Here is a 23,469-nt window from a genome sequence, read left to right as displayed (position 1 = left end):
CTGACTAACGTATAAATTTTGTTATGTCTGATATTAACAAGAGTTGGACATAGATACTACAGCGAAGTTCTTGGTCCATACTTAGGCTTTAATCTCAGCAAAAACCCAAGGTCGTGATTGCTTGGTTTTTTCTTCATAAGCTCGAATATCATCTGCAGCTTGCAAAGTTAGACCAATATCATCCAAACCATTTAATAAACAGTGTTTGCGAAATGGATCAACTTCAAATTTGAATGCTTCGCCCGTCGGGGTACGAACTTCTTGTGCTTCTAGATCAATGGTTAATTGATAGCCTTCAGTCGCAAGACATTCTTTAAATAATTGATCAACAATCTCTTCAGACAAGATCACGGGCAACATGCCATTTTTAAAACTGTTGTTAAAGAAAATATCTGCATAGCTTGGTGCAATGACAGTACGGAAACCATACTCTTCCAAAGCCCATGGCGCATGTTCACGGCTTGAACCACAACCAAAGTTTGCGCGAGAAATTAAAACTGTCGCACCTTGATAACGCAGTTGGTTTAAAGCGAAATCGGGGTTAATCGGACGTTTTGAAATATCTTGCCCCAAATAACCTTCATCCAAATAACGAAGTTCATCAAATAAATTGTCACCAAAACCAGTGCGTTTGATTGATTTCAAGAACTGTTTTGGAATGATTAAATCAGTATCGACATTGGCACGGTCTAAAGGTGCAACGATACCTTGTTCAACGGTATATTTTTTCATGTTTATATCTCACTGAATCCGTGACCTCTCCCTAACCCTCTCCTAAAATGAGAGGGAACTCCTTCTCCCTATGGGAGAAGGTCGGGATGAGGGCTTAAACTAGAACGTACGTACATCAACAAAATGACCTGCAATTGCTGCTGCAGCAGCCATCGCTGGGCTCACCAAATGCGTACGACCGCCATTACCTTGACGACCTTCAAAGTTACGGTTAGACGTCGATGCACAATGCTCACCCGGTTGCAATTTGTCGGCATTCATTGCCAAACACATTGAGCAACCCGGCTCACGCCATTCAAAGCCTGCTTCAATTAAGATTTTATCTAAGCCTTCTGCTTCTGCTTGTGCTTTGACTAAACCTGAACCCGGTACCACCATGGCTTGCTTAATCGATGCCGCCACTTTTTTACCTTTGACCACTTCAGCCGCTGCACGAATATCTTCGATGCGTGAGTTGGTACATGAACCAATAAATACACGGTCTAATTGAATATCAGCCAATGCCTGACCCGCTTCTAAGCCCATGTAGTTGTATGCACGTGTCCAGTCATTACGCTGTACGTCATCTTTGGCTTGTTCTAAAGTTGGCACTGCTTGAGATACAGGAATCACCATCTCAGGAGAAGTTCCCCAAGACACTTGTGGCTCAATTTCTTCACCTTGCAATACCACAACAGTATCAAAATGCGCACCTTCATCAGACACTAAAGTATTCCAATACTCTACAGCAGCGTCCCACTGTTCGCCCTTCGGTGCATACGGACGGTCTTTCACATAGGCAATGGTTTTGTCATCGACAGCCACCATACCCACGCGCGCGCCACCTTCGATCGCCATGTTACATACCGTCATACGACCTTCGATCGACATATCACGGAATACTTGACCACCAAACTCAATCGCGTGACCTGTACCACCTGCCGTACCGATTTTACCGATAATCGCTAAAACCACGTCTTTAGGAGTTACGCCCTGACCCAATTGACCGTCAACACGCACCAACATGTTCTTCATTTTCTTTTGAACTAAGCATTGAGTCGCCAATACGTGTTCAACTTCCGATGTGCCGATACCATGAGCCAAGCAACCAAATGCACCATGCGTTGCAGTATGTGAGTCACCACACACTACGGTCATACCCGGCAACGTTAAACCTTGTTCAGGCCCAACCACATGCGCGATCCCTTGACGCACATCGTTGATGTCAAACTGGGCAACATTAAACGTTTTACAGTTGTCATCTAAGGTTTGCACTTGGATACGTGAGGTATCATCTTCAATACCCGCAATACCTTCAGCACGCTCCTTAGTAGAAGTAGGTACGTTATGGTCTGGCGTTGCCACGTTAGCACTTAAACGCCATGGTTTACGACCTGCAAGCTGTAGCCCTTCAAAGGCTTGTGGAGAAGTCACTTCATGCAATAAATGACGGTCGATATACAATAATGAAGAGCCATCATCTCGTTGTTTTACTAGATGGTCATCCCACAATTTGTCATACAAGGTTTTTTTTGTTTGGGTTTCCGCTTTTTGGGTTTCGCCTGCCATGTCGATTTGCTCCACTGGACTGGGTAAATTCTTTCGTTAAATCGATTATAACCACGTATTCACATAAATCTAATTTATCATTTTTATTAGTTTAAAAACTTATAGGAATGATATTTAACTGCTGATTTCCGTTGCATTTTAAAGACCATTAATGCGTTTAAAACACGCTCACTTCAATACTTTCAGCAGATGAAACTTTAGAATTTTCTCCGACTTTTTGTTCACTTTCTGCCATTTTTAAACAGTAATTTAAAAATTCAATGATCATAAATTGAATATTCTCTTTTACATTGCAAATAAGAATCATTATTATTAACTCATTGCCAAGATTTATCAATTTAACAAGGAGCATTTTCATGGCACACATTAACAAGTTCGTCGAAAATAATCAGCGCATGTTCAAAAAAACCTTGAGCTATTACATCATGCATATCACGGTTGCGATGTTGGTTGGTTATTACGTGACAGGCAGTATTGCAATGGCCATTACCTTAAGTTTACTTGAACCAACTGTTCAAGCGGTTGCCTTTTTCTTCCACGAAAAAGTCTGGGAAAAGAAAGATAAAGCTGTAGAGGAAAATATCCCCGCTTAATCCAACCCTGCTCCTTGTAAAAAAACCACCATCACGGTGGTTTTTTTTATGACCTTTAAACGTTCTTTTACTCCATCCACTTTAACTTTCTATTCATTTCATCCTATAGATTCAATTGTAGACAGATCATCAAAGCTTGGTTTTTTGCTGTAAGACCAGCTGATCATGCGCCTCAACCAATTGTTCTATCGCAAGAATCAGTTTGTTTTTTGCCGCATTACACTCCGCTGCTGCACGGTTTTCGTCGTCTTCGTCATCTGCGATTTCATATATTGCACAGCGCTTTTCGACTGTCCCTTCAAAAATATCCAATAAATTTTTAATGTGCTTAATATCCATCGCCTTCTCCCTGTGAGGTACGCTATCGCTAATCGATGCCGCCCTGACTGTACCTGTTACTTTAATTATTCACTGAAAAGTATGTTCCCCAAGCCATCAAAACTTGAGTTCATTTTTGTTTTAGTTCAATGCTGAGTTAAAAGAAACGTCATCGCTCCTCTTTAATTCAAACGGTTGAAATACTTTTCAGCCCTGTATTTTTTATATTATGCATAACTCTGGTTTCGGTTTAAAAAACAACTTTGTAACAACGCATTTGAGCTGAAAACGTCACAGCTCCATCTCGAATCATGCAACAATCAAGCACTCGAATAACGCTATAGAACTCGGAAAATCCCCTCAGATTTAATGCGTAGTATGGCTTGAACGCCTAGTTTTAAATCAAAAGATACAACTTTCCCTTTGATTTATTCTTAAAATATTATAACAATGAGACTAAGCATAAAAATTCTTTATAGGAATGAAGATGAATCTCGCAGCCTTTGAAGCCTTTGTAAAAGTTATGGAAACTGGTTCGATCTCTTTGGCAGCAGATCAGCTCTTCATCACGCAACCTGCTGTAACCAAGCGTATTCACAGTTTAGAAGAATACTTCGGTGTCAAACTTTTTGAATCCGCGGGTCGTGGTGTTCAGGCGACGCATGCAGCAAACTCTCTCTTGCCAAAAGTAAAAAGCTGGCTGAATGAGTTGGGCGATATTCACCATACGCTCAGCCATGAGCAAGGTCAGGTTCAAGGTAAACTTAAAATTGGTACCAGCCATCATATCGGCTTACACCATTTACCAGCGCATTTGCGTCAATATGTACAACAGTTTCCGGAAGTAACATTAGATGTACACTTTGTTGATTCTGAACAGGCCCATGAGCAAGTTTTGGCTGGCGACTTAGAATTGGCATTTTTAACTTTACCGCCACAAGGTGACAGCCGTTTAAAATATATTACGACATGGAATGATCCACTGGTATTCGTGGTTGCGCCTTTCCATCCTTTGGCGCAAGTTGAACATTTAACCTTAGAGGATTTGATCCAATACCCAAGTCTATTGCCTGCGGCGCAAACCTATACCAGTCAAATTACCTTAGCTGAGTTTGAAAAGTATGGACTCAAGCCCAAAGTTACCATGAGCAATAACTCACTTGAGTCGATTCGTATGTTGGTTTCCATTGGTCTCGGTTGGTCAGTCCTTCCTAAAACCTTATTGAACCAAGATTTAAAACAACTGAATTTACCTTCAAACATGAATCGTCAATTGGGCATGGTATGGCACCCAGGCCGTACTCAGTCACTTGCTGCACAAAAGCTGGTTGAATTGATGAAACACATCTAATTCATTTTTTTGCCTACAATATTTAATCGTTAAAAAAGCCACCGCTATGGTGGCTTTTTATATTCATCTGTTTAAGCATCTAGAAAAAGCGAATGATTTGATTAGCCAAGTGTTGAACAGTCCTTGTTGAATAGTCATCATAGACAATGCAGTGACCTTCAAATCTGCCATCAATATTTGTAGCTTGGCTCTAGGTCAGCAATAGATGCTCTTACTTATTGTGAAAGTTCAACCTCTTTTCACTGATGTTATACAGTAACATCAGAAGTGCAATTTGATTCAAATATAAGAACGATACGCGGCAAGGTCATCCGCAAGTGTTTGAGATAGGACTACTTCTCATCAAAAATGTTTTTGCGATACTTTGAATAATTAGACGGTAGTGAACGAGTTTTGCGGATGACAATGGTTTTGGGTACTTTTGCCGAAACAAAAGTACCTCCAGCCGAAGGCCAATCAATTTATTCAATTCCTAGATGTAAGACTTCGTTGAATAGACTTAAAAATCATTTTAAAAACACAAATAACTTTTACGTACGTAACATCAGTTTTTCAGTAAAAATGGGATCACCTATTTCAGCCGATCCCATTAAAAAACAAAGGAAAACCCGTCAGTTTTACTTCGTCAATGAATCTTCATGTAATGATTCATTCAATTGATCGACAATAATCGCCCACTCACCATCTGACTTAATTTTTTCGGCCAAGAACTGGCGCTGAGCATCTGTCCAATAATCTGCTTCGGTAATTTTAGTTTGGGCACTGAGTTGATGCGTCACGATAAATAAAGCAATCGCGTCTTCACTCGAATCTAAACCCAGTTGTTCAAATAGATGAGTCATGCGTGGACGTACACTCATTGTCATTCTCCGTGTTAAAACTTATTGTTTATGGATACAAAATTTCTGTTTTAAGGATATAACACGGAACGAACACGCACTCAATTACAGAATTCTATAGCGGTGAAAATTGAATAAAAGGCAAACTGAGCATAATCATCACGACAGATTGAATAAATACCAACAATAAAGGCAGCCCCCAGTTCACTCCTCCTTCTTCAGCAAACACCTGTTCACTATATTTCGGCTGCTGCATATAGGCTTTGGTCTTTTGCACAGCAAAATCGCTATAAAGCCGCTTTCCGATCCCAGCGAGTATGAGGTTAGGAATCAATGACAGCCCCATCAAGACTTGTTCAGGCACACCGATGATGAGTGCCAACATGCTAATCAAAAAACCAACCGCAAAGAATAAGAAGAAATAGCGATACATCTTCCGATAGAGTAACCAATAGGGCCCAAAAATTAACCCCGCCCAACTCAGGCCACTGTTCTGCCCACCTTGTTGTTCGATGAACTTTAAATAAGATTGAGCACGTGGCCCTATAAAGATTTGAATTAAATGTTTAAAAGAAGCTTCTGTCTGCATATAGAGCGATAGTTCAAATTAGTGAGCTGAAGTTTAATCAAAAGGACGTCAAATAAAAAAGCATCTAATGATGCTTTTTTATCATATCTATTTTTAGGCTTGAATTGACCAGTCTTGAATGTCCCAACCTTGTTCTTTTGCAAGGACTTCTAAACGGTCATCTGGGTTAATTGCAAAGGCATGATCGGCATATTCCAATAGGAAGCGGTCATTAATCGAATCTGAATACGCCCAGGACTCTGTCACATCACGACCTTCTAACCATTGATTCAAACGGACTAATTTGCCCTTTTGGTAGCACGGAGTATTAATCACTTTACCCGTATATTTACCATCCACAACTTCGGCATTGGTCGCAATGATTTCAGTAATACCAAATTCACGAAAAATCGGTGCGGTAATAAAATCAGACGTTGCGGTGATCCCGACCAATTGATGTCCTGCATCTTGATGGCGCTGAATGGCAGCAAAGCCCTCAGGACGCATTTGCGCACGAATAACTTTTTTCATAAACAACTGATGTAACTCAGTTAAGTAGGCATTGTCATGTTGGGTTAAAAACTCAAATACAAATTCGTTATAAGCAATCGGGTCAAGCTGGCCTTTTTTATAATCATCATAAAATTTGTCATTCATGGCACGATGACGAATTGGATCAACCAAGCCTTCATTGACCAAAAACTCCCCCCAAGAATGGTCTGAGTCGGTATTTAATAAGGTGTGATCAAGGTCAAACAGTGCCAATTTCATGAAAATACTCGTAAAAGCTGAAATTTAAGAAAAAAATTGTAAATCTATCTCCGCTAGTCGATAGAAATTCGTTAAGATCATAACAATTTTAACATTTTTACACTTTGCTTTTTCGAGATGGACACAGAAATAAACGTCCCCGCGAGCAAAGTCATAAATTACACAATATTTAGGTAGCCAAATGATCGATTCAGAAGGTTTCCGACCCAACGTCGGGATCATTTTGGCAAACGACATTGGACAAGTTTTATGGGCAAAGCGCATTGGTCACAATGCCTGGCAATTTCCACAAGGAGGTATCCAACATGGAGAAACCCCCGAACAGGCACTTTACCGTGAGCTGAGAGAAGAAGTTGGCTTACTGCCCGAACACGTCCAGGTGATAGCACAAACCCAAGGGTGGTTGCGCTATCGTTTGCCACATCGGTATATACGTACGGATTCAGACCCCGTTTGTATTGGTCAAAAACAAAAGTGGTTTTTATTAAAACTGACAGCTTCAGCACAGCATATTCAGCTGGATTTGTCAGATCCACCTGAGTTTGATCAATGGCAGTGGGTCAGCTATTGGTACCCATTGGGACAAGTGGTGAATTTTAAACGCGATGTATATCGTAAAGCCATGGTGGAGCTGTGCAATCAGCTTCCGCAAAAACCGTAAAAATTTGCAGAATGGATGCAGATTTTTAGGATGAGTGTTGTTATAAATAAAGCAGAATAATTTTTGGAGCAGACACGATGTCGAACATGCAACTGGATACCTTAAGACGCATAGTCCAAGAGATTAATGCGTCGGCCAGTTTGCATGAATCTTTAGACATTATGGTCAATCAAGTGGCCGAAGCCATGCATGTGGATGTCTGCTCAATCTACTTGCTTGATGAACGAAATCATCGTTATTTACTGATGGCTTCTAAGGGTTTAAACCCTGAAGCCGTTGGGCATGTCTCTTTGCATACCAGTGAGGGTTTGGTCGGCTTAGTTGGACAGCGTGAAGAAATCGTCAACTTAGACAATGCACCCAAACATGAACGCTTTATGTATCTGCCAGAAACGGGGGAAGAAATTTACAATTCCTTCCTCGGTGTTCCGGTAATGTATCGCCGTAAAGTTATGGGCGTCTTGGTGGTTCAAAACAAAGAGCCTCAAGACTTTAGCGAAGCTGCCGAATCCTTCCTCGTGACCCTATGCGCTCAACTTTCAGGGGTGATTGCCCATGCACATGCCGTCGGGAATATCGAAGTCTTTCGTAAACCAAACAACCTCCCTGCCTATAAAACCTTCCAAGGCATTTCAGGTTCAGGCGGTATTGCGCTAGGTCGTGCAGTCATCTTATATCCACCTGCTGATTTGGCTTCAGTCCCCGATCGTGAAGCCGATGACATCAGTGAAGAACTCGAATTACTCGACAATGCCATAGACGCAGTTCGTCAAGAAATTCTGTCCCTCGATGAAAAGATGCAAGATGCCCTTATGGCCGAAGAACGCGTATTATTTAGCGTGTTTTTACGGATGCTCGATGCCAATGCCCTTCCCGCGGAAATCAAAAGTGAAATTCGTGACGGTAACTGGGCACAAGGTTCGGTACGCATTGTCATTGATAAACACATTGCACTGTTTGCACAGATGGAAGATGACTATCTCCGTGAACGTGTTTCAGACTTAAAAGATCTGGGGCGTCGTATCTTGGCCTTTTTGCAAGAAGCGGATGCCAGTCACCGTGAAATCACCGATGAAAGTATTTTAATTGGTGAGGAAATTTCTACGGCTGCTTTGGTTGAACTCCCTGTCGATAAAATAGCAGCGATTGTGACCACTGAAGGTGCCATGAACTCACACATGGTGATTGTGGCGCGTGCCCTCGGCATTCCAACCGTAGTCGGCGTGACTGAACTACCAATTAACACCCTCGATGATGTCGAAATGATTGTCGATGCACATCAAGGTCGTGTATTCATCAATCCACCTCGTCGTTTACGCACACGCTATAAAGAGATTCAAAAAGAAGAAGAGCAAATTGCCAAAGATCTGAAGCAATACGAAACCAAAGATGCCATCACTCCTGATGGTGTTGCAGTTCGATTGTTTGTAAATACAGGCTTGATGATCGATGTGGTTCGCGGTGTACAACGTGGCGCCAAAGGTGTCGGTCTATATCGTTCTGAAATTCCGTTTATGCTGCGTGATCGCTTTCCCGGTGAAGAAGAACAACGGGCGATTTACCGTCAACAGCTGAGTCATTTTGCCAATAAACCAGTGGTGATGCGTACCCTCGATATTGGTGCAGATAAAGACCTGCCTTATTTCTCGATTGAAGAAGAAAACTCAGCACTGGGTTGGCGTGGAATTCGCTTTACTCTCGATCATCCTGAGATTTTTTCAGCCCAAATTCGTGCCATGCTCAAAGCCAGTATTGGCCTGAACAACTTGCATATTTTGCTGCCGATGGTGACCAGTGTCAGCGAAGTCGAAGAAGCGTTGTATTTGCTTGATCGTGACTGGCAAGCGGTGCAAGAAGAAGAACAGGTGAAGATTACCAAGCCAAAAATCGGCATCATGGTCGAAGTACCGAGTGTGCTGTTACAGATCGATGAGTTTGCAGAATTGGTTGACTTCTTCTCGGTCGGTTCAAATGACTTGACCCAGTATCTATTGGCGGTAGACCGAAATAACCCACGGGTTGCCAATGTCTATTCACACTCACACCCAGCCGTACTTCGTGCGCTGACTCGCTTGGTGCAAGAATGTCATAAATACGACAAGCCGATTAGTATTTGTGGGGAAATGGCCGGTGATCCACTCACAGCCATTTTACTGATGGCAATGGGCTTTAACACCCTATCGATGAGTTCGAGTAACATTCTCAAAGTCCGTAAAGCCATCTGCCATGTGCCGATGCCCGATGCAAAAGAGCTCTTGGATCGTGCATTGAGCATGAATAATCCACTGATGGTGAAAAGCATGATGGAGTATTACTTCAAGACTCATGGTCTTGGTGATATGGTGAAATCGGCAACCCGAATCGTGAGTGCTTAAGACCACTCATGTAAAATAATAAAATGAGGTGATGATGGATTTTTTATTTTTTCTGGCTTTTGTCGCCATTGCCTTTTATATGACAAAGATCCATCCGCAACTCAAACAAAAAATGTTAGAGCTGCAACACGACACACCGATTGAAAAAGCATCCTCAACTCGACCTCGACCGTCCCAAACACAACAAGTCAATACACGACCAACTAAGCCAACAAAATCCCAAGCCCCTGTCAGCCGCTCTCGTATTCCCCCCATACTTGGTATAGAAATTACTGCGTCACAGCAGCGCCGCTTAGGTAAAAATGATCCATCGGTACTGGCTGCACAGCGCGCCAAACAGCTAAACCAGACGCATCACACTGACTCAACATGGTTTGAGCAATTGACCAGTCAAGTGGAACACGTACTCCAGCAAACCAATGACGCCTCAAAACATCAAAGTACAGCGTCTAGACCGCAACAAAAATCCGCATTCAACAAAATGTTTGAAGACTTATTTTCAAAATAAGCGGTGTTTTAAGGTTCTACATTTAAACTCAAAACCAATGCTTTAAATACCTCATGGAACCATCTGAATGAACGTCGGTATCTTATTATTCAACGAAGTTGAAGTCTTAGATGATGCGGGGATTTCTTCGGGGATCCATGCATCTCTTTATATTGTGGCCAAATTGCATGGCCTAGAGATTGCGAAGCGAACAGTAAAACGTATGGAATATGATGTGAACTTTGTTTAAGCAGATGCTGAAGCCGAATCGTTTAGTAGACTACAAACTGAGAAAACACACTGAAATAAAAAGGGAGATAATCATTCGAATATCCCCCTTTTTTGTGCTTTGCATAGCCACGTTTTGCATTTTTCTTTCGATCTACAAAAGTTTGGCTTTTGTTAAAATCATTCATGTGTTTTGCCACAAAGTTGCGAACTTCAACTTCAGGCAGGACTTTTTTCTTTGCCATTTACATTCACCTTTTTGCCTATACAGCACCCTCGTGCTGTAGTGCATATATTGGTCTATTTTTAGATTTTTTCAAGCACTTTCCTATGGCTTTTTGATACAGCGTAGTTAGCCCCAGATTCATAAAAACTTTGCTTTGCCACATTATTTCCCTCTCCCTAACCCTCTCCCATTGAGAGAGGGAAATACGTTGTATTTAGCTAGCAAAAGCCCGTTCTAATACTCGCTCTACATCGACCTTTTTAGCATCCAGCATGCCCACCACTTGCCCATGTTTCGCACTATAGCGGCTTTGAATAAAACCATTTGCTACATAATCAGGCGCATAGCGTTTCAATAACACCGCTTGTGCAAGTACCGTTAAACGACTGACCAAACTGCGCCCCATAAATTGTAAATCTTCAGGTGATTGATGGAACAACCTGAACAAGTCCTGCAATTCTGTTTGCAAGCTTTCATCTGTACTTGCTGTACTCGCCAAATCTTTAAACAGCACTTCAATAGATTCAGGGTCACGCCCAATCGCACGCAGCACATCTAGGCACATGACATTGCCTGAACCTTCCCAAATGGTATTCACAGGTGCTTCTTTAAAGATGCGCGCCATGATGCCGTTATCGACATAGCCATTGCCGCCAAAGACTTCCATCATCTCCCCTGTTAGCTCTACGGCACGCTTACAAATCCAAAACTTGGCTGCTGGGGTCATAATGCGTTTCCATGCCACAGACAAAGTATCATCCGATTCATAGCACTGCGCCAAATGGAAACTGAGCTGCGTCGCTGCTTCACTTTCCAAAGCTAAATCTGCCAAGACTGCTCGCATTAGGGGTTGATCAATCAGATGTTTACCAAAAGCCTGACGCTGACGGGTATAAGCAATACATTGCACCAAGGCTTGACGCAGCATGGCACTTGAACCGACCGAACAGGTCAGACGAGTATAGTTCGCCATTTCAATAATGGTTGGAATGCCACGCCCTGCCTCACCAATCATGATGCTCCATGCATTTTTGAATTCGACTTCCGAGCTTGAGTTACTGCGGTTACCGACTTTTTCTTTTAGGCGTTGCACCTGAATATTATTCTTCGTGCCATCTTCCAACCAACGTGGCACAAAGAAACAAGCCAAGCCATCTTGTTCGGTTTTTGCCACCACCAAATGCGCATCACACATCGGTGCAGAGAAAAACCATTTATGCCCCGTGAGTAAATAAGCTTTGCCTCGTCCTGTTTCTGCCACAGGCACAGCTATAGTTTCATTAGCACGTACATCCGAACCGCCCTGCTTTTCAGTCATGCCCATACCGAGCCAAATCGACTTTTTCTGCGCAATCGGTACATCGCGTTCATCATATTCAGTCGATAATAGTTTCTCGCCAATTTTGGCCCACAGTTCAGGTTCACGCTGAATGAGTGGAATACTGCCGAGTGTCATTGAATTTGGACATAAATTGCCGCACTCGACCTGACCTGCTAAATAAAAACGTGCTGCCCACTCCACCCATTTTGCCTTGGAATTTGGCTGATTAAATGGATGCGCATGGGTATCAAACTGACGGTTGAGTCCCATCCATTTATGCCATGAAGGATGAAATTCGATAAAGTCAGTACGGCGACCACGAGCATCGAAGGCATGTAAAATTGGGGTATGTTTGTTGGCTAAAGCCCCATGCTGAAAGTATTCACCCGAACCTGCGACTTTGCCCATTTCGCATAAGATCGGCTGATCGTGGCTGCCATAGCGCTTTAAGATTTCATGTAAAACTGTATCGCTTGAAAATAGATTGTAGTTTTCCAGTTCATCAAATTGGTTGCTGATTTGATGCGTCATCCATGTCTGTTCTAATGTATTCATCGTCTATATTTTCCGCTTGTTCTTGTTGGCTTTTCATTTCAGTATAGAGAAAATTTAAAGCATAGACGTTCGGTTTTCCGCGCTTAAAAATATGAAGCATTCAGCCATTCAAATACGGCGTAAGCCACGTCAATCACGTGCCAAACTGACGCAAGAAGCCTTACAGGACAGTTTTGTTCGGCTTTTGCATGAGCGTCCTGCCAGCCAAATTACCATTCGGGAAATTACCGACCTTGCAGGCGTGGGCTTGGGAACGTTCTATGAATATTTTTCTAAAAAGGAAGATTTGATTGCGCTAACCATTCATTTACATGTGAAACACAATGCGGAAAGCTTAAAAAGTTATGCACATAGCTTGATCAAGTTATCCACAGATTTGAAGTTTCAGACTTATTTAGAGCGGATTATTCATTTTCAAATTGAGCAAATTCAAGCACAGCAGTTTTTATGGTCACAGGTGTTTTTGTTAGAACGGCAGATTTCAGATATTGAAAGTTACCGTAAGAGTTATGCCATGATGGTGCAAATGTGGCGCAGTATGCTTGAGCCATTTATACAGGATGATGAACAGCTCAAACAGATGGCTTTAAATATGCAGCGGGTGTGTTATGGCTTTGTGTCGCAAACTTTATTGATTGAGCCTGATTTTGGGGAGTGGGATGAATTAAAGCGAGATATAATTCATATGTTGCGCGATTAGACTTCGCGGACAAGTCTAATGATGTTTCAAATGCATCGGTGAATAAAATAAAGTCATGTTATTTACAAAAAATCGGCTCTTAAACCAGTTATTTTAGATATTTAGGAAATTCATTTTTACGGTAGAAGAAAATCATTCATCACTTGTTTCATCCGTCAATAAAAGTGCTTTAGAAGTTAAGCTTTTATTGCCAGCTTACTTGTCTCATTTATACGCCTTTGCAATGCTGGCCAGTTGTAAGCTCTTTAAAAATTCAGCCGTATATTTTGGACTATGGCCTAATGCACCACGATGATAGCCATTTGGGATCGCCTGATAGACTACTGGCAATTTTTTATTTGCACACTTTTTGGTAATAACTTTGAGTACCAAGGTGATCGACAAATGGTCTGCGGCGCCTTAAACAAACATCAGTGTTACGGTTAGGGTCATATATTCAATCGACTGCCGTTTTAAATAGCTTGGGGATGGCCTTAAGTCTGAATTTTTTAAAAGATTGGCTGAGGTGCTTATTTTAACTAATTTTTTTATTTCTGATAAACAACGTTTACGGGCCTGATTTAGTAAAGACTGCATATCTGGACTAACCTGTTGATCTACATTGATCGATCTGCTTCGGCTGCTCCCAACAACACGCTGGGGAAAAATGCCGCTACATTGGTATCTGGATTTGGATTGGTTTCTACGTATTCAGCAATACATTCATATTGATAACCACCCGGTGCCAAGGGTATTGCAGCTTTAAGATTCAATTCAAGCGCATCTTTTTGCCCCTGAGCTGCAACCGCAATAGCAGCTGCAGCACATTGACTATGCCCCATCAGCATCCAGTCTTTATTAAATTGCCTCGGCTTCCAAGAATGCAATGCACGCACAGAATGCACCAAATTATAAACTTAACTGACTACATTCATATGAGGGCGCAGTTTTGGCTTACCCAGTCCTTATAATCTGTTGCAACCACTACATAGCCATGCCTCAAACAACTGTCGATTGCACCATCTATGACTAGTTGCAAACTATATACAGGCCCATTGTATAATCACTTGAAGGAGCACTTGTATCAGCCACACAGTCGTGCCATGTGCTCATGCCAATACGGTCCAGTCTTGTTTAAGTGCTTATCCTTTTGGACGTAAAATATATCCCGAGGTCAAAATGGGTTCGCCATTAACCTCCTCAACTACGATATGCGATCACGTAAGGTTGCCTAGTATGTTGATATGATGTAGGAATCGATTCAAGCTGGAGTGACAATAGCTGACCTGACAACAATAAAGATAGGTGTGCCAACTAGCATCACCCCATAAAAAATTTATTTACAATTTTCTAAAACAACTTAGACCACTTGCCAATATCTCTTCAGCTGTATTTTTAGCTTATTTTAAGTATTAAATAATGTTTTTAATGTTAAAAAAGCTCTGCAATATTAACAACATAAAAAAGTCTTTCATTAACTATAATCTGCCAAAAAAAAATATCTGAAAACTAAAATCCATAATAAAAATATGGATTTAGATATTTCGTCCTGTTCTACCTATCATAGCTTTATATTTGAGTTTAATTCATGGATAAAATATTAAAACAAAATATATAAATAAATAATATAAATTCAATAACTTAACCAATCGAATTAACCATTTATTCAAAACTATTTTTCCATTTGTCAAAAGCCACAGAAAGCTTTAGAGTCAATAAGTATATAAAGATTTTTAAGCTTTTAACGGCTACAGTTTTATGACTTCTCTTCGATTGATTGCTGCTTGAAAAATTTTAGAATGAGAGAAAAACTGTTGTCACATTGTCACTTTAAAATGAATTAACAAAACGGTTAATGTCATGTGCTGTTGAGCGTGTTATCAATTGAAGGGTTATAACTCCCAACTTTAATACATGATTATAATAATGGAGATACTCAATGAGCGACGACGTTAAAAAATGTCCTGTCACCCACCTAACAACTGATGCTGGTGCTCCTGTTGTAGACAACCAGAACAGTATGACGGCAGGTGCACGTGGTCCTTTGCTTGCCCAAGACCTATGGCTTAATGAAAAACTCGGTAATTTCGTTCGTGAAGTAATTCCAGAGCGTCGTATGCATGCCAAAGGTTCTGGTGCTTTCGGTACGTTTACCGTGACTAACGATATTACCCAATATACCCGCGCTAAAATTTTCTCAGAAGTTGGTAAAAAAACTGAACTTTTTGCTCGTTTTTCTACCGTAGCAGGTGAGCGTGGTGCTGCAGATGCAGAACGCGATATTCGTGGTTTTGCCCTGAAATTCTATACTGAAGAAGGTAACTGGGATTTAGTTGGTAATAACACCCCTGTCTTCTTCCTACGTGATGCTCGTAAATTCCCTGACTTAAACAAAGCAGTAAAACGCGATCCTAAAACCAATAAGCGTAGTGCAACTAATAACTGGGATTTTTGGACTTTACTACCTGAAGCTCTACACCAAGTTACTATTGTGATGTCTGACCGCGGTATTCCAGATGGTTACCGTCATATGCATGGTTTTGGCAGTCATACTTTCAGTTTTATTAATGCCAATAATGAACGCTTCTGGGTTAAATTCCACATGCGCACTCAACAAGGCATTAAAAACTTAACCGATGCTGAAGCTGAAGCGATTATTGCCAAAGACCGTGAAAGCTCACAAACCGATCTGTTCAATGCAATTGAACGCGGCGATTTTCCAAAATGGAAAATGTACGTTCAAATTATGCCTGAACTTGATGCAGAAAAAGTACCTTATCACCCATTTGATTTAACCAAAGTATGGCCTAAAGGCGACTATCCGTTGATTGAAGTGGGTGAATTCGAACTCAACCGTAACCCTGAAAACTATTTCCAAGATGTTGAACAAGCCGCTTTTGCACCAAGTAACTTGGTGCCGGGCATTAGCTTCTCACCTGACCGTATGCTGCAAGCGCGTTTATTCAACTATGCTGATGCTGCACGTTATCGCGTGGGTGTAAACCATTACCAAATTCCTGTAAATGCACCACGTTGCCCTGTTCATTCCAACCGTCGTGATGGTCAAGGCCGTATGGATGGTAACTATGGTGCAACACCGCATTATGAACCAAACAGCTTCAGCCAATGGCAAGAGCAACCACAATACAAAGAACCACCATTGAAAATTACTGGTGATGCTGACTTGTGGGATTATCGTGAAGATGACAGCGACTATTTCAGTCAACCACGTGCATTATTCAACTTAATGAATGATGAACAAAAACAAGCATTGTTTAATAACACTGCTGGCGCAATGGGCGATGCACTCGACTTCATCAAATACCGTCATATCCGTAACTGTTACGCATGTGATCCAGCTTATGGTGAAGGTGTTGCAAAAGCATTAGGCTTAACTGTAGCGGATGCGCAAGCTGCTCGTGCAACTGATCCAGCTCAAGGTAATCCTGGCTTGCTTTAAGTTTTATCTTTGAATAAAAAAACCACCTTTTAAGGTGGTTTTTTCTTGGCATTAAATATTCCAATTACCTTCTAATTAATCCTTAAACAATCAATTTTTTGCCTTCATGCATGGTTAAAAATGGATTCATTAACTTTGATGTTTTTCGCATTGCATGATGTAAGTCATGTTCTGGTTGGTCTCTAGCTTCATCAGTCAACTGAAACGTCCGATAATGCATTGCCAATGAACATTTTGACTGTAAATCTTTATGCGCCTGAAAAGCTTCTTCGGGATTCATGTGCAAATATTTCATTAAACGACGTGGCTCATAAGCTCCAATCGGTAATAACGCTACTCGTGGTGCACCTAGGCGTGTATGGATTTGTTTGAAATGCGCGGCATAGCCCGTATCTCCAGCAAAGAAGAAATGTCCTGTACTATGCACGATGGAAAAACCTCCCCATAAGGCATGATTTTGATCTCGCCAACCACGACCTGAACCATGCTGTGCAGGCGTATAAACGATACGCAAATCTTCAAACATTTCCGATTGCCACCAATCAAGTTCAATGACATTGAAATGTGTTGGCAAATAATAAGCATTGCCTAAACCAGTATAAATCGGCATAGCGAATTGTTCATGTAACCAATTCAAGGTTGCTAAATCCATATGATCATAATGATTATGGCTTAGTAAAACCCCATGAATTGTAGGTAATTCTTCTAAGGCAATTCCTGCAGGACAAGCACGTCGTGGTCCAGTCCCTTGACGTGGGCCTGCATACTCCGCCCATACAGGATCGGTCAAAAAATTATATGGACCAATTTGAATCAAAACCGTCGCATGTCCGACAAACCAAACTAACCAATCATCCATTTTAGCCAAAGGTCGATTTTGCGGAATGCTACGCGAAGAAGCAAAAAACTGTTGGTATTCTTGCTCACGATCTACTTTCCATGTATCGCTTTTACGCGTCATGATCCATTTCAGCATATCTTTACGCGTAAACGCATCTGGATTTCGAAGGGTATTAAAAAAATTTTCCCCATTAAAATGGTCAGTTGCCAGATAATCAAATACAGGCTTCGTCCACGTATGTTTCATACAGCTTTTAGTACTGATTTGAAACTGTGCTGATTGAGTTTTTTGATTCATGTGTATTTAAAATTCATTCACTATGCTGACAAACCTTGCAAAGTATTTAACCTCGCAGACCTATTGATCAAGACGACCTTTCATGCGCTCAAGCCAAACCTTCCGAGATTGAGGCTTGACAAAGAGTGCCACAATTTCAGGATGAAGCTGTTTAATTTGTGCTTCAATTCTGTTGACACAAGCTTCTATATCATCTGACGTTAAATTATCTTTAAATTCAAGACTCAAAGATGCCAAAACTTGATGTGCACCCATCTGCTCTGTTAACACCCCATTGGCAGAATGCACTGCTGGATCTTGCTCTGCAACCATCAAGACATTATGCCTCAATTGTGGATCAGCAGTTTCTCCCATGAGCAATCCTTTAGTCTCACGTGCAAGTAAAATTGCTGAAATAGCGAGTACAACCCCAATTAGAATTGATGCCAGACCATCAAGCATTGGCATATTCAGCGCGTGTGATAAATAGATACCGATCAGGGCAATAAACAGACCAATCAGCGCTGCTGAATCTTCAAATAACACGGTAAATGTCGTCGGATCTTTACTGCGTCGAAATGCTTCAAAATAGCCCTGTTTCCCTTTGATTTTACGAAATGCTTTCAATGCCACAAACCAAGAGGTCCCTTCACACAAAATCGCAATACCTAATACGATATAGTTAATCATCGGATTTTGCATTTCTTCGGGGTGATAAATATGACTAATCCCTTGATAAATCGACACGATCGCACCTAAAGCAAAGACCATCAACGCCACAATAAAAGCCCAAAAATACAGCTCTCTCCCATAGCCAAACGGATGGCGTGCATTTGCTGGCTGCTGCGATTTTTTCATACCGTAGAGCAGTAAGATTTCATTTAAAGTATCAACCACAGAGTGAATAGCTTCACTCAACATGGCCGAACTATTCGTGATGTAGGCAGCGACAAACTTCACCAGTGCAATCGCTAAATTGCCGAAGAGCGCTGCATATACCACGATTTTGTTAGATTCAGACATTTAAAATTGTCCTAAATTTATTTTTATCAAACAGATCTATTTGATTTTATAGCTCATTCCATAGTACTCAAACTGACTGTAGCTGTTGTTTGTTATTTTGTTGTTTTTACACCAACTGTCGATTGTTTCGACAATGCCATCATGTTCCATGTGAAACACGCTCTTTAGCGCAAAGGTATAGAAAAAAAAGGAAGCCGCAGCTTCCTTATAATTCTGTAGATGTACACGGTTCAACGTACTTTATTAAAATATTGCTCGCCACTCTTTCCAAAAGTACATCACAATACCAAACATCACGACCACGATTCCAACAAAGGCATTGGAGCTAATATGTTCACTGTTCAACGTCGCTCCCAAAACCAATGCTATGACAGGTGTCATCACATTACTGAGTGACACCGTTGATGCGGCCAAACGTCTTATAAGCCAGAAGTAACACAGCATTGCCACAATCGATGACATGATCATGGTAAAGACAAATCCAATCATTGCACGGCCGCTTGGCAATTCGGTTGGAAAATGCTGCCAAATAAATGGAATAATGAGCATCGATCCTAAAGCAGAAACAATCAGGGAACCGGTTGCCTGTGACATCGGCTTTAACGGTGCATTAATCTGCTTCACCCAAAAAATCGAACTAATATACGACACCATGCTGATTAGCATCAGTACAACGCCAATTGGATTGACTTTGCTATCAGCAGAATCTGCAAAGACAAAAGTTAGACCACCCACTGCAACCGCCATGCCCAACCACTGCAAAGCGACCAATTTATGTGTTTTTAAAATTACATGCCCAATCAAACCGGCAATTAAGGGTGAAAAACCAAAAATCAGTGCCATTAAACCTGAGGTGAGATAATTGGCTGCCAGATAAATAAATAACTGTGCGCCAATCAAATTCAAACTCCCTGCCACATAACTTTTTAATGAGGTTTCATCAAACGGCAAAGGATCACGCATCAATTTCAACAGAAACAGCGCAATAATAGATGCGCCGAAGTAACGGATAATCAACACCCACATCGGATGTATTTCCTGTACACTCCACACAATCGCGAGCGGCGTCGTCGCCCAAATCAGCACCAGCAAAGCATAAATACTTGCCGTGACAATCATCGGAGAGGAATTAGAGTTCATAAATGGTTCTATCGCAATATAAATTCAGAAGCATTGCAGCACAGAAAGTCCACCCAAAATCTATTCCGCGTGGCGGCATGGATGCCGCCGATAAGCTGAGATATAGGGATGTACCCTCAAATGCTCAAAAGATTTTTTCACCTTGCGCCATACATGGCTCATCACTCAAAAGTGAGACTTCACTTGCGCGTGAGCAGTTACCCATGACACAAAATTTGAAGTTTTGAGATTCTCATCATCTTTGAAAAGTAAAAATCACCTATATGCAAACTTTACTCAAACACAATGACAATTGAGATCGTGACAGCAAAGTAAATGCATAAAAAAACAGACCTAGGTTGCCCAAGGTCTGCTCCTTTGTAAACTCACAAATAACGCAAAAGTTATTTCACCAGCTTACGAAGATCTTGGCTTAAATCTAAATATTTATCCGCTTCAAACGCTGCATTCTTGCTAATCAATTTTTTAAGATGACGCATTTCTTTCGCAGCATTTACCGTGATACCACCCACGATCACGCCATCAGTCACACCAAATAAAACAAATGATGATTCTGCCGCTAATTCAGGATTCACTTCACCACGTGCGATCCATTCCGCAGCAGCCATATCACCCACAAATTGATAGTTGATATTCAATTGATCTGTCCAGAACCACGCTGGATTTGGGGTTGGATGTTCAACACCCATTACATGACGAGCAAAGATACCTGCTTGCAAGTTCGCATTTTCCCAAGTTTCGACACGACGGTGGTTACCACAGTCACGAAGCTGAGTCGCAACATCACCCGCTGCATAAATATCTGGATGTGAAGTTTGGCAGTTATCATTCACTTTAATGGCAAAATCAACGTCTAAACCTGCATCAACCGCAAGTTGAGCATTTGGCACAATGCCAATACCGTAAACTACTGCATCTGCACGAAGTTCTTCGCCGCCTTCAAGCGTGATCACCACTTCTTCGCCATCAAGCTTACAGTCAGCAATAGAAGTCGAAAGACGAACATCTACACCTGCAAGACGTTGTTGAGCCAATAAGAATTCGCTCAATACGCGTGGAGATGAACGCCCCATCACCATTGGACCCATTTCAATCACGGTCACGATACAGTCTTTAGAACGTGCTGAAGAAGCAAGCTCAAGACCAATCACACCACCGCCGATCAATACAATACGGCGACCCGCTTGTAATACAGGCACCAATGCTTGTGAATCTTCAAGGTTACGTAAGGTATAAACGTGTTTACCCAAAGCATCAAAATTCGGTAAACGGCGTGCTGCACCACCAGTTGCTAGAAGCAACTTGTCAAATGCAATGCTTTCACCATTTTTGAGTTGAACAGTTTTCGCTGCTGCGTCAATGCTGATCACACCATTACCGAGAATATGTTCAACACCGAGTTCTGCCAATTTTTCTTCTGACAGAATTTCGATTTTGGTCTCTTCAGGTTTTAGAATTACGTCTTTAGACAAAGGCGGACGTTCATAAGGAAGATGTGTTTCATCACCCACCAAAATGATTTTGCCTTCATACTTGTTCGCACGGAGTTCTAAAATGGCGCTAGCACCAGCTTGACCAGCTCCAACAATAACGATGGTTTCGATACCATTTTGACTCATGGGTTTGTTCCTTATTTCAATTCTGCAGATACGATGCCGAAGCCCGCAATCCACTCACTAATATCTTCGTAGCAATGTGTTGTCATGTCGTATTCGCCCACTTCATGTAGTGCAGCAAAAGCAGCCATCCAAGAACGAACTTCTTGACCGCCACGACCACCTTCAACACGAATTTCAGCTTCAGTCATTGCTTCAATGGCAGCAAAGTCAGCTTTGGCAAAAGTCTCAAGCAATGCACGATCCCATTCTGGGTTTAAAGGCACTGCGACAGAAGTATCACCCGCTGCGAGTTTTTGACCGACAGCAATGATTTTGCCTTGACGTGTATTACGTGCCTCTTCAGTTGGATTACGACCTGCAATCAGGAACTCTTCCACTTCTGGTGGAACTGAACCCATTTGCGGCGTTGGTGGATCATGAGACAAACCACCTGTACCCAAAACAAGTACACGTTCATTCTCTAAGTTCAATGATTTAATGAACTGACCGACTGCACGACCCAAAGCGACTGTACGCTTGGTTGTTGGCATCGGTGCAGCTGCACCATTGATAAAAATTGGAATCGTTGGATAACGATCGAGTTGACCACCACAAAGGAAATGTAATGGTTGAGTCACACCATGATCTGCTTGCATACGGTATGAGTATGCAACATCAACACCTTCATCCAACACACGACGTACTAAATTCACTGCAGTTTCTTCAGGTACATTGATATGGTCATTGTCTTTACCATAATCCCAATCACCTGCTGCTTTGGCACGAATACCGACGCAGAAAGATGGCATGAGGTCATAGAAGAAACCATTGAAATGGTCTGGACCAAAAGTAATGATCAATGTTGGATTATAGTCTTCAACTTCTTTAGCAAGTTTGGCAAAAGTTTCGCGAACTTTTTCCTCTTTGTATTTCTCTTGCGGAGAAGCAAATTCCATTAGGGGACTGTGCGATGCACAAATAAGTTTAACGGCCATGGGTGACTCCTAAACGGAAGGCAGCCAAGACGGCTGCCGAGTAAGTCCTTTACGTATTTGGCGAATTAAATCTCGTCAAAGAAGCCAGCACGTGGTTGACGTAAACCACGGATACCCAGACCACATTCAGCATTAATTAAAACACCAGTTAATGGGCGGTTGTTTTGACGAGAAGCCAATAACACGTATGAACCAGTCATATCTTCAGGTTCGGGTAAGAAATTGAGCGGCATGCCGCGTGCAATCTTCTCAGGATCACGTGCATCGAGTAGACCGAGGTTTTCTTGGCCTAAAGAAGCAGCGCCTTTGATGTTGACATTCATACCCGACGGAGCAACAGCGTTCACTCGTACTTTAGGCGCAAGCTCATAGGCTAATTCTTTCATAATCCCAACGCCAGCATGCTTAGACGCTGTGTATACAGGGCCTCCGCCTGCCGAATACAGTGCTGAGTTAGACAAAGTAAATATGATAGAACCTTCCGAAGCTATCAATGCATCAAGTGCAGCTTTGGCACCTAAGATGAGAGATTTGGTGTTAATACCCATAATCTCATCAAAAGCTTTTTCCAGCTGTTCACCCGATGTATTGACGATATCTGCGTAATGATCCCAGATACCTGCGTTTCCGACGAAACAGTCAAGTTTGCCATAATGTTCTACAGTTGCTTGAACTGCACGAACATTATCCTCATAGCTGGCTACATCTCCTGCGATCGCAAGCACGCGGTCACCAAAATGTTCTTTCAATGCATCAACTTTCGATTGAGAACGTTGAAGAACGGCAACTTTTGCACCTTCTTCTAAGAAACGTTCAACCAATGCCCAGCCTAAGCCTGAACCACCACCGGTAATAAGTGCAACTTCGCCTTGTAGCCAACCCAT

The 23,469-nt window shown here is 41.8% G+C and carries 24 protein-coding genes; 8 read left to right on the top strand and 16 right to left on the bottom strand.

What is annotated here, in order from left to right; all coding sequences use genetic code 11:
- Positions 1-81: 81 nt before the first annotated feature.
- The 3 genes from leuD to FTU38_RS03505 all read right to left on the bottom strand — a co-directional run bounded on the left by leuD (position 82) and on the right by FTU38_RS03505 (position 2,638).
- Positions 82-732, bottom strand: a complete 651-nt coding sequence (gene leuD, locus FTU38_RS03515; RefSeq protein WP_180110576.1) for a 3-isopropylmalate dehydratase small subunit — start codon at positions 730-732, stop codon at positions 82-84.
- Positions 733-831: 99 nt separating this feature from the next.
- Complete coding sequence (gene leuC, locus FTU38_RS03510) at positions 832-2,280, bottom strand: 3-isopropylmalate dehydratase large subunit (protein WP_168377915.1); 1,449 nt, start codon at positions 2,278-2,280, stop codon at positions 832-834.
- Positions 2,281-2,437: 157 nt separating this feature from the next.
- The gene (locus tag FTU38_RS03505) at positions 2,438-2,638 is read right to left on the bottom strand and encodes a hypothetical protein (protein ID WP_180034964.1); all 201 of its coding nucleotides are present in this window, start codon (positions 2,636-2,638) and stop codon (positions 2,438-2,440) included.
- Between FTU38_RS03505 and FTU38_RS03500 the strand changes: the two genes are divergently transcribed.
- On the top strand, positions 2,637-2,873 hold the full coding sequence (locus FTU38_RS03500; protein WP_111884090.1) for a DUF2061 domain-containing protein: 237 nt from the start codon (positions 2,637-2,639) through the stop codon (positions 2,871-2,873). The two genes, FTU38_RS03505 and FTU38_RS03500, sit on opposite strands and share 2 nt — an antisense overlap.
- A 129-nt stretch (positions 2,874-3,002) precedes the next feature.
- Here the strand turns inward: FTU38_RS03500 and FTU38_RS03495 are convergent, their stop codons facing one another.
- Complete coding sequence (locus FTU38_RS03495; protein ID WP_180034965.1) at positions 3,003-3,212, bottom strand: hypothetical protein; 210 nt, start codon at positions 3,210-3,212, stop codon at positions 3,003-3,005.
- Between the two features lie 466 nt (positions 3,213-3,678).
- Between FTU38_RS03495 and FTU38_RS03490 the strand changes: the two genes are divergently transcribed.
- Positions 3,679-4,542, top strand: a complete 864-nt coding sequence (locus tag FTU38_RS03490) for a LysR family transcriptional regulator (protein WP_078189725.1) — start codon at positions 3,679-3,681, stop codon at positions 4,540-4,542.
- Positions 4,543-5,159: 617 nt separating this feature from the next.
- Here FTU38_RS03490 and FTU38_RS03485 read toward each other — a convergent pair.
- From FTU38_RS03485 to FTU38_RS03475, 3 genes are all read right to left on the bottom strand, one after another.
- Positions 5,160-5,402, bottom strand: coding sequence for a DUF2789 family protein (locus tag FTU38_RS03485; RefSeq protein WP_078189726.1), 243 nt, complete (start codon positions 5,400-5,402; stop codon positions 5,160-5,162).
- A 94-nt stretch (positions 5,403-5,496) separates the two neighbouring features.
- Positions 5,497-5,970, bottom strand: coding sequence for a DUF2628 domain-containing protein (locus FTU38_RS03480; protein WP_180109037.1), 474 nt, complete (start codon positions 5,968-5,970; stop codon positions 5,497-5,499).
- A gap of 93 nt (positions 5,971-6,063) precedes the next feature.
- Positions 6,064-6,720, bottom strand: coding sequence for an HAD family phosphatase (locus tag FTU38_RS03475; RefSeq protein ID WP_111884093.1), 657 nt, complete (start codon positions 6,718-6,720; stop codon positions 6,064-6,066).
- A 181-nt stretch (positions 6,721-6,901) separates the two neighbouring features.
- Here FTU38_RS03475 and FTU38_RS03470 point away from each other — a divergent pair, with 181 nt between their 5' ends.
- The 4 genes from FTU38_RS03470 to FTU38_RS03455 all read left to right on the top strand — a co-directional run bounded on the left by FTU38_RS03470 (position 6,902) and on the right by FTU38_RS03455 (position 10,493).
- Positions 6,902-7,381: an RNA pyrophosphohydrolase gene (locus tag FTU38_RS03470; protein WP_078189729.1), complete on the top strand. Its 480-nt coding sequence runs from the start codon at positions 6,902-6,904 to the stop codon at positions 7,379-7,381.
- 77 nt (positions 7,382-7,458) lie between these two features.
- Positions 7,459-9,756, top strand: coding sequence for a phosphoenolpyruvate--protein phosphotransferase (gene ptsP / locus FTU38_RS03465; protein WP_180110575.1), 2,298 nt, complete (start codon positions 7,459-7,461; stop codon positions 9,754-9,756).
- Positions 9,757-9,835: 79 nt separating this feature from the next.
- Positions 9,836-10,264, top strand: a complete 429-nt coding sequence (locus FTU38_RS03460; protein WP_180110574.1) for a hypothetical protein — start codon at positions 9,836-9,838, stop codon at positions 10,262-10,264.
- Between the two features lie 67 nt (positions 10,265-10,331).
- Positions 10,332-10,493, top strand: coding sequence for a hypothetical protein (locus FTU38_RS03455; protein WP_180110573.1), 162 nt, complete (start codon positions 10,332-10,334; stop codon positions 10,491-10,493).
- Between the two features lie 22 nt (positions 10,494-10,515).
- On the opposite strand, the gene FTU38_RS03450 is transcribed toward FTU38_RS03455, so the two are convergent.
- The gene (locus tag FTU38_RS03450) at positions 10,516-10,716 is read right to left on the bottom strand and encodes a hypothetical protein (protein ID WP_180042069.1); all 201 of its coding nucleotides are present in this window, start codon (positions 10,714-10,716) and stop codon (positions 10,516-10,518) included.
- 195 nt (positions 10,717-10,911) lie between these two features.
- Positions 10,912-12,573 (bottom strand): acyl-CoA dehydrogenase family protein, encoded by a 1,662-nt coding sequence (locus FTU38_RS03445; RefSeq protein WP_180110572.1) that lies wholly within the window; start codon positions 12,571-12,573, stop codon positions 10,912-10,914.
- Between the two features lie 91 nt (positions 12,574-12,664).
- On the opposite strand from FTU38_RS03445, the gene FTU38_RS03440 reads away from it, so the two are divergent.
- Positions 12,665-13,273, top strand: coding sequence for a TetR/AcrR family transcriptional regulator (locus tag FTU38_RS03440; protein ID WP_180002945.1), 609 nt, complete (start codon positions 12,665-12,667; stop codon positions 13,271-13,273).
- 596 nt (positions 13,274-13,869) lie between these two features.
- Here FTU38_RS03440 and FTU38_RS03435 read toward each other — a convergent pair.
- Positions 13,870-14,148, bottom strand: a complete 279-nt coding sequence (locus tag FTU38_RS03435; protein WP_180110571.1) for a hypothetical protein — start codon at positions 14,146-14,148, stop codon at positions 13,870-13,872.
- A gap of 1,043 nt (positions 14,149-15,191) precedes the next feature.
- On the opposite strand from FTU38_RS03435, the gene FTU38_RS03430 reads away from it, so the two are divergent.
- Positions 15,192-16,712, top strand: a complete 1,521-nt coding sequence (locus FTU38_RS03430) for a catalase (RefSeq protein ID WP_111884100.1) — start codon at positions 15,192-15,194, stop codon at positions 16,710-16,712.
- 82 nt (positions 16,713-16,794) lie between these two features.
- Here the strand turns inward: FTU38_RS03430 and FTU38_RS03425 are convergent, their stop codons facing one another.
- The 6 genes from FTU38_RS03425 to hcaB form a co-directional block, all read right to left on the bottom strand.
- Positions 16,795-17,850 (bottom strand): MBL fold metallo-hydrolase, encoded by a 1,056-nt coding sequence (locus FTU38_RS03425; RefSeq protein ID WP_180110570.1) that lies wholly within the window; start codon positions 17,848-17,850, stop codon positions 16,795-16,797.
- Between the two features lie 60 nt (positions 17,851-17,910).
- Positions 17,911-18,852, bottom strand: coding sequence for a cation diffusion facilitator family transporter (locus FTU38_RS03420; RefSeq protein WP_078192768.1), 942 nt, complete (start codon positions 18,850-18,852; stop codon positions 17,911-17,913).
- 243 nt (positions 18,853-19,095) lie between these two features.
- Positions 19,096-19,992: a DMT family transporter gene (locus tag FTU38_RS03415; protein ID WP_180110569.1), complete on the bottom strand. Its 897-nt coding sequence runs from the start codon at positions 19,990-19,992 to the stop codon at positions 19,096-19,098.
- A gap of 383 nt (positions 19,993-20,375) precedes the next feature.
- Positions 20,376-21,611 (bottom strand): 3-phenylpropionate/cinnamic acid dioxygenase ferredoxin--NAD(+) reductase subunit, encoded by a 1,236-nt coding sequence (gene hcaD / locus FTU38_RS03410; RefSeq protein ID WP_180110568.1) that lies wholly within the window; start codon positions 21,609-21,611, stop codon positions 20,376-20,378.
- Between the two features lie 11 nt (positions 21,612-21,622).
- Positions 21,623-22,585, bottom strand: a complete 963-nt coding sequence (locus FTU38_RS03405; RefSeq protein ID WP_180110567.1) for a 3-carboxyethylcatechol 2,3-dioxygenase — start codon at positions 22,583-22,585, stop codon at positions 21,623-21,625.
- A 65-nt stretch (positions 22,586-22,650) separates the two neighbouring features.
- Positions 22,651-23,469 (bottom strand): 3-phenylpropionate-dihydrodiol/cinnamic acid-dihydrodiol dehydrogenase, encoded by an 819-nt coding sequence (gene hcaB / locus FTU38_RS03400; RefSeq protein ID WP_067763930.1) that lies wholly within the window; start codon positions 23,467-23,469, stop codon positions 22,651-22,653.

This window comes from Acinetobacter sp. YH12098 (assembly GCF_013419235.1).
GTDB lineage: Bacteria > Pseudomonadota > Gammaproteobacteria > Pseudomonadales > Moraxellaceae > Acinetobacter > Acinetobacter amyesii.
The sequence above is the reverse complement of the archived record's forward strand: the minus strand, read 5'-3'. Positions and strand labels throughout refer to the sequence as shown.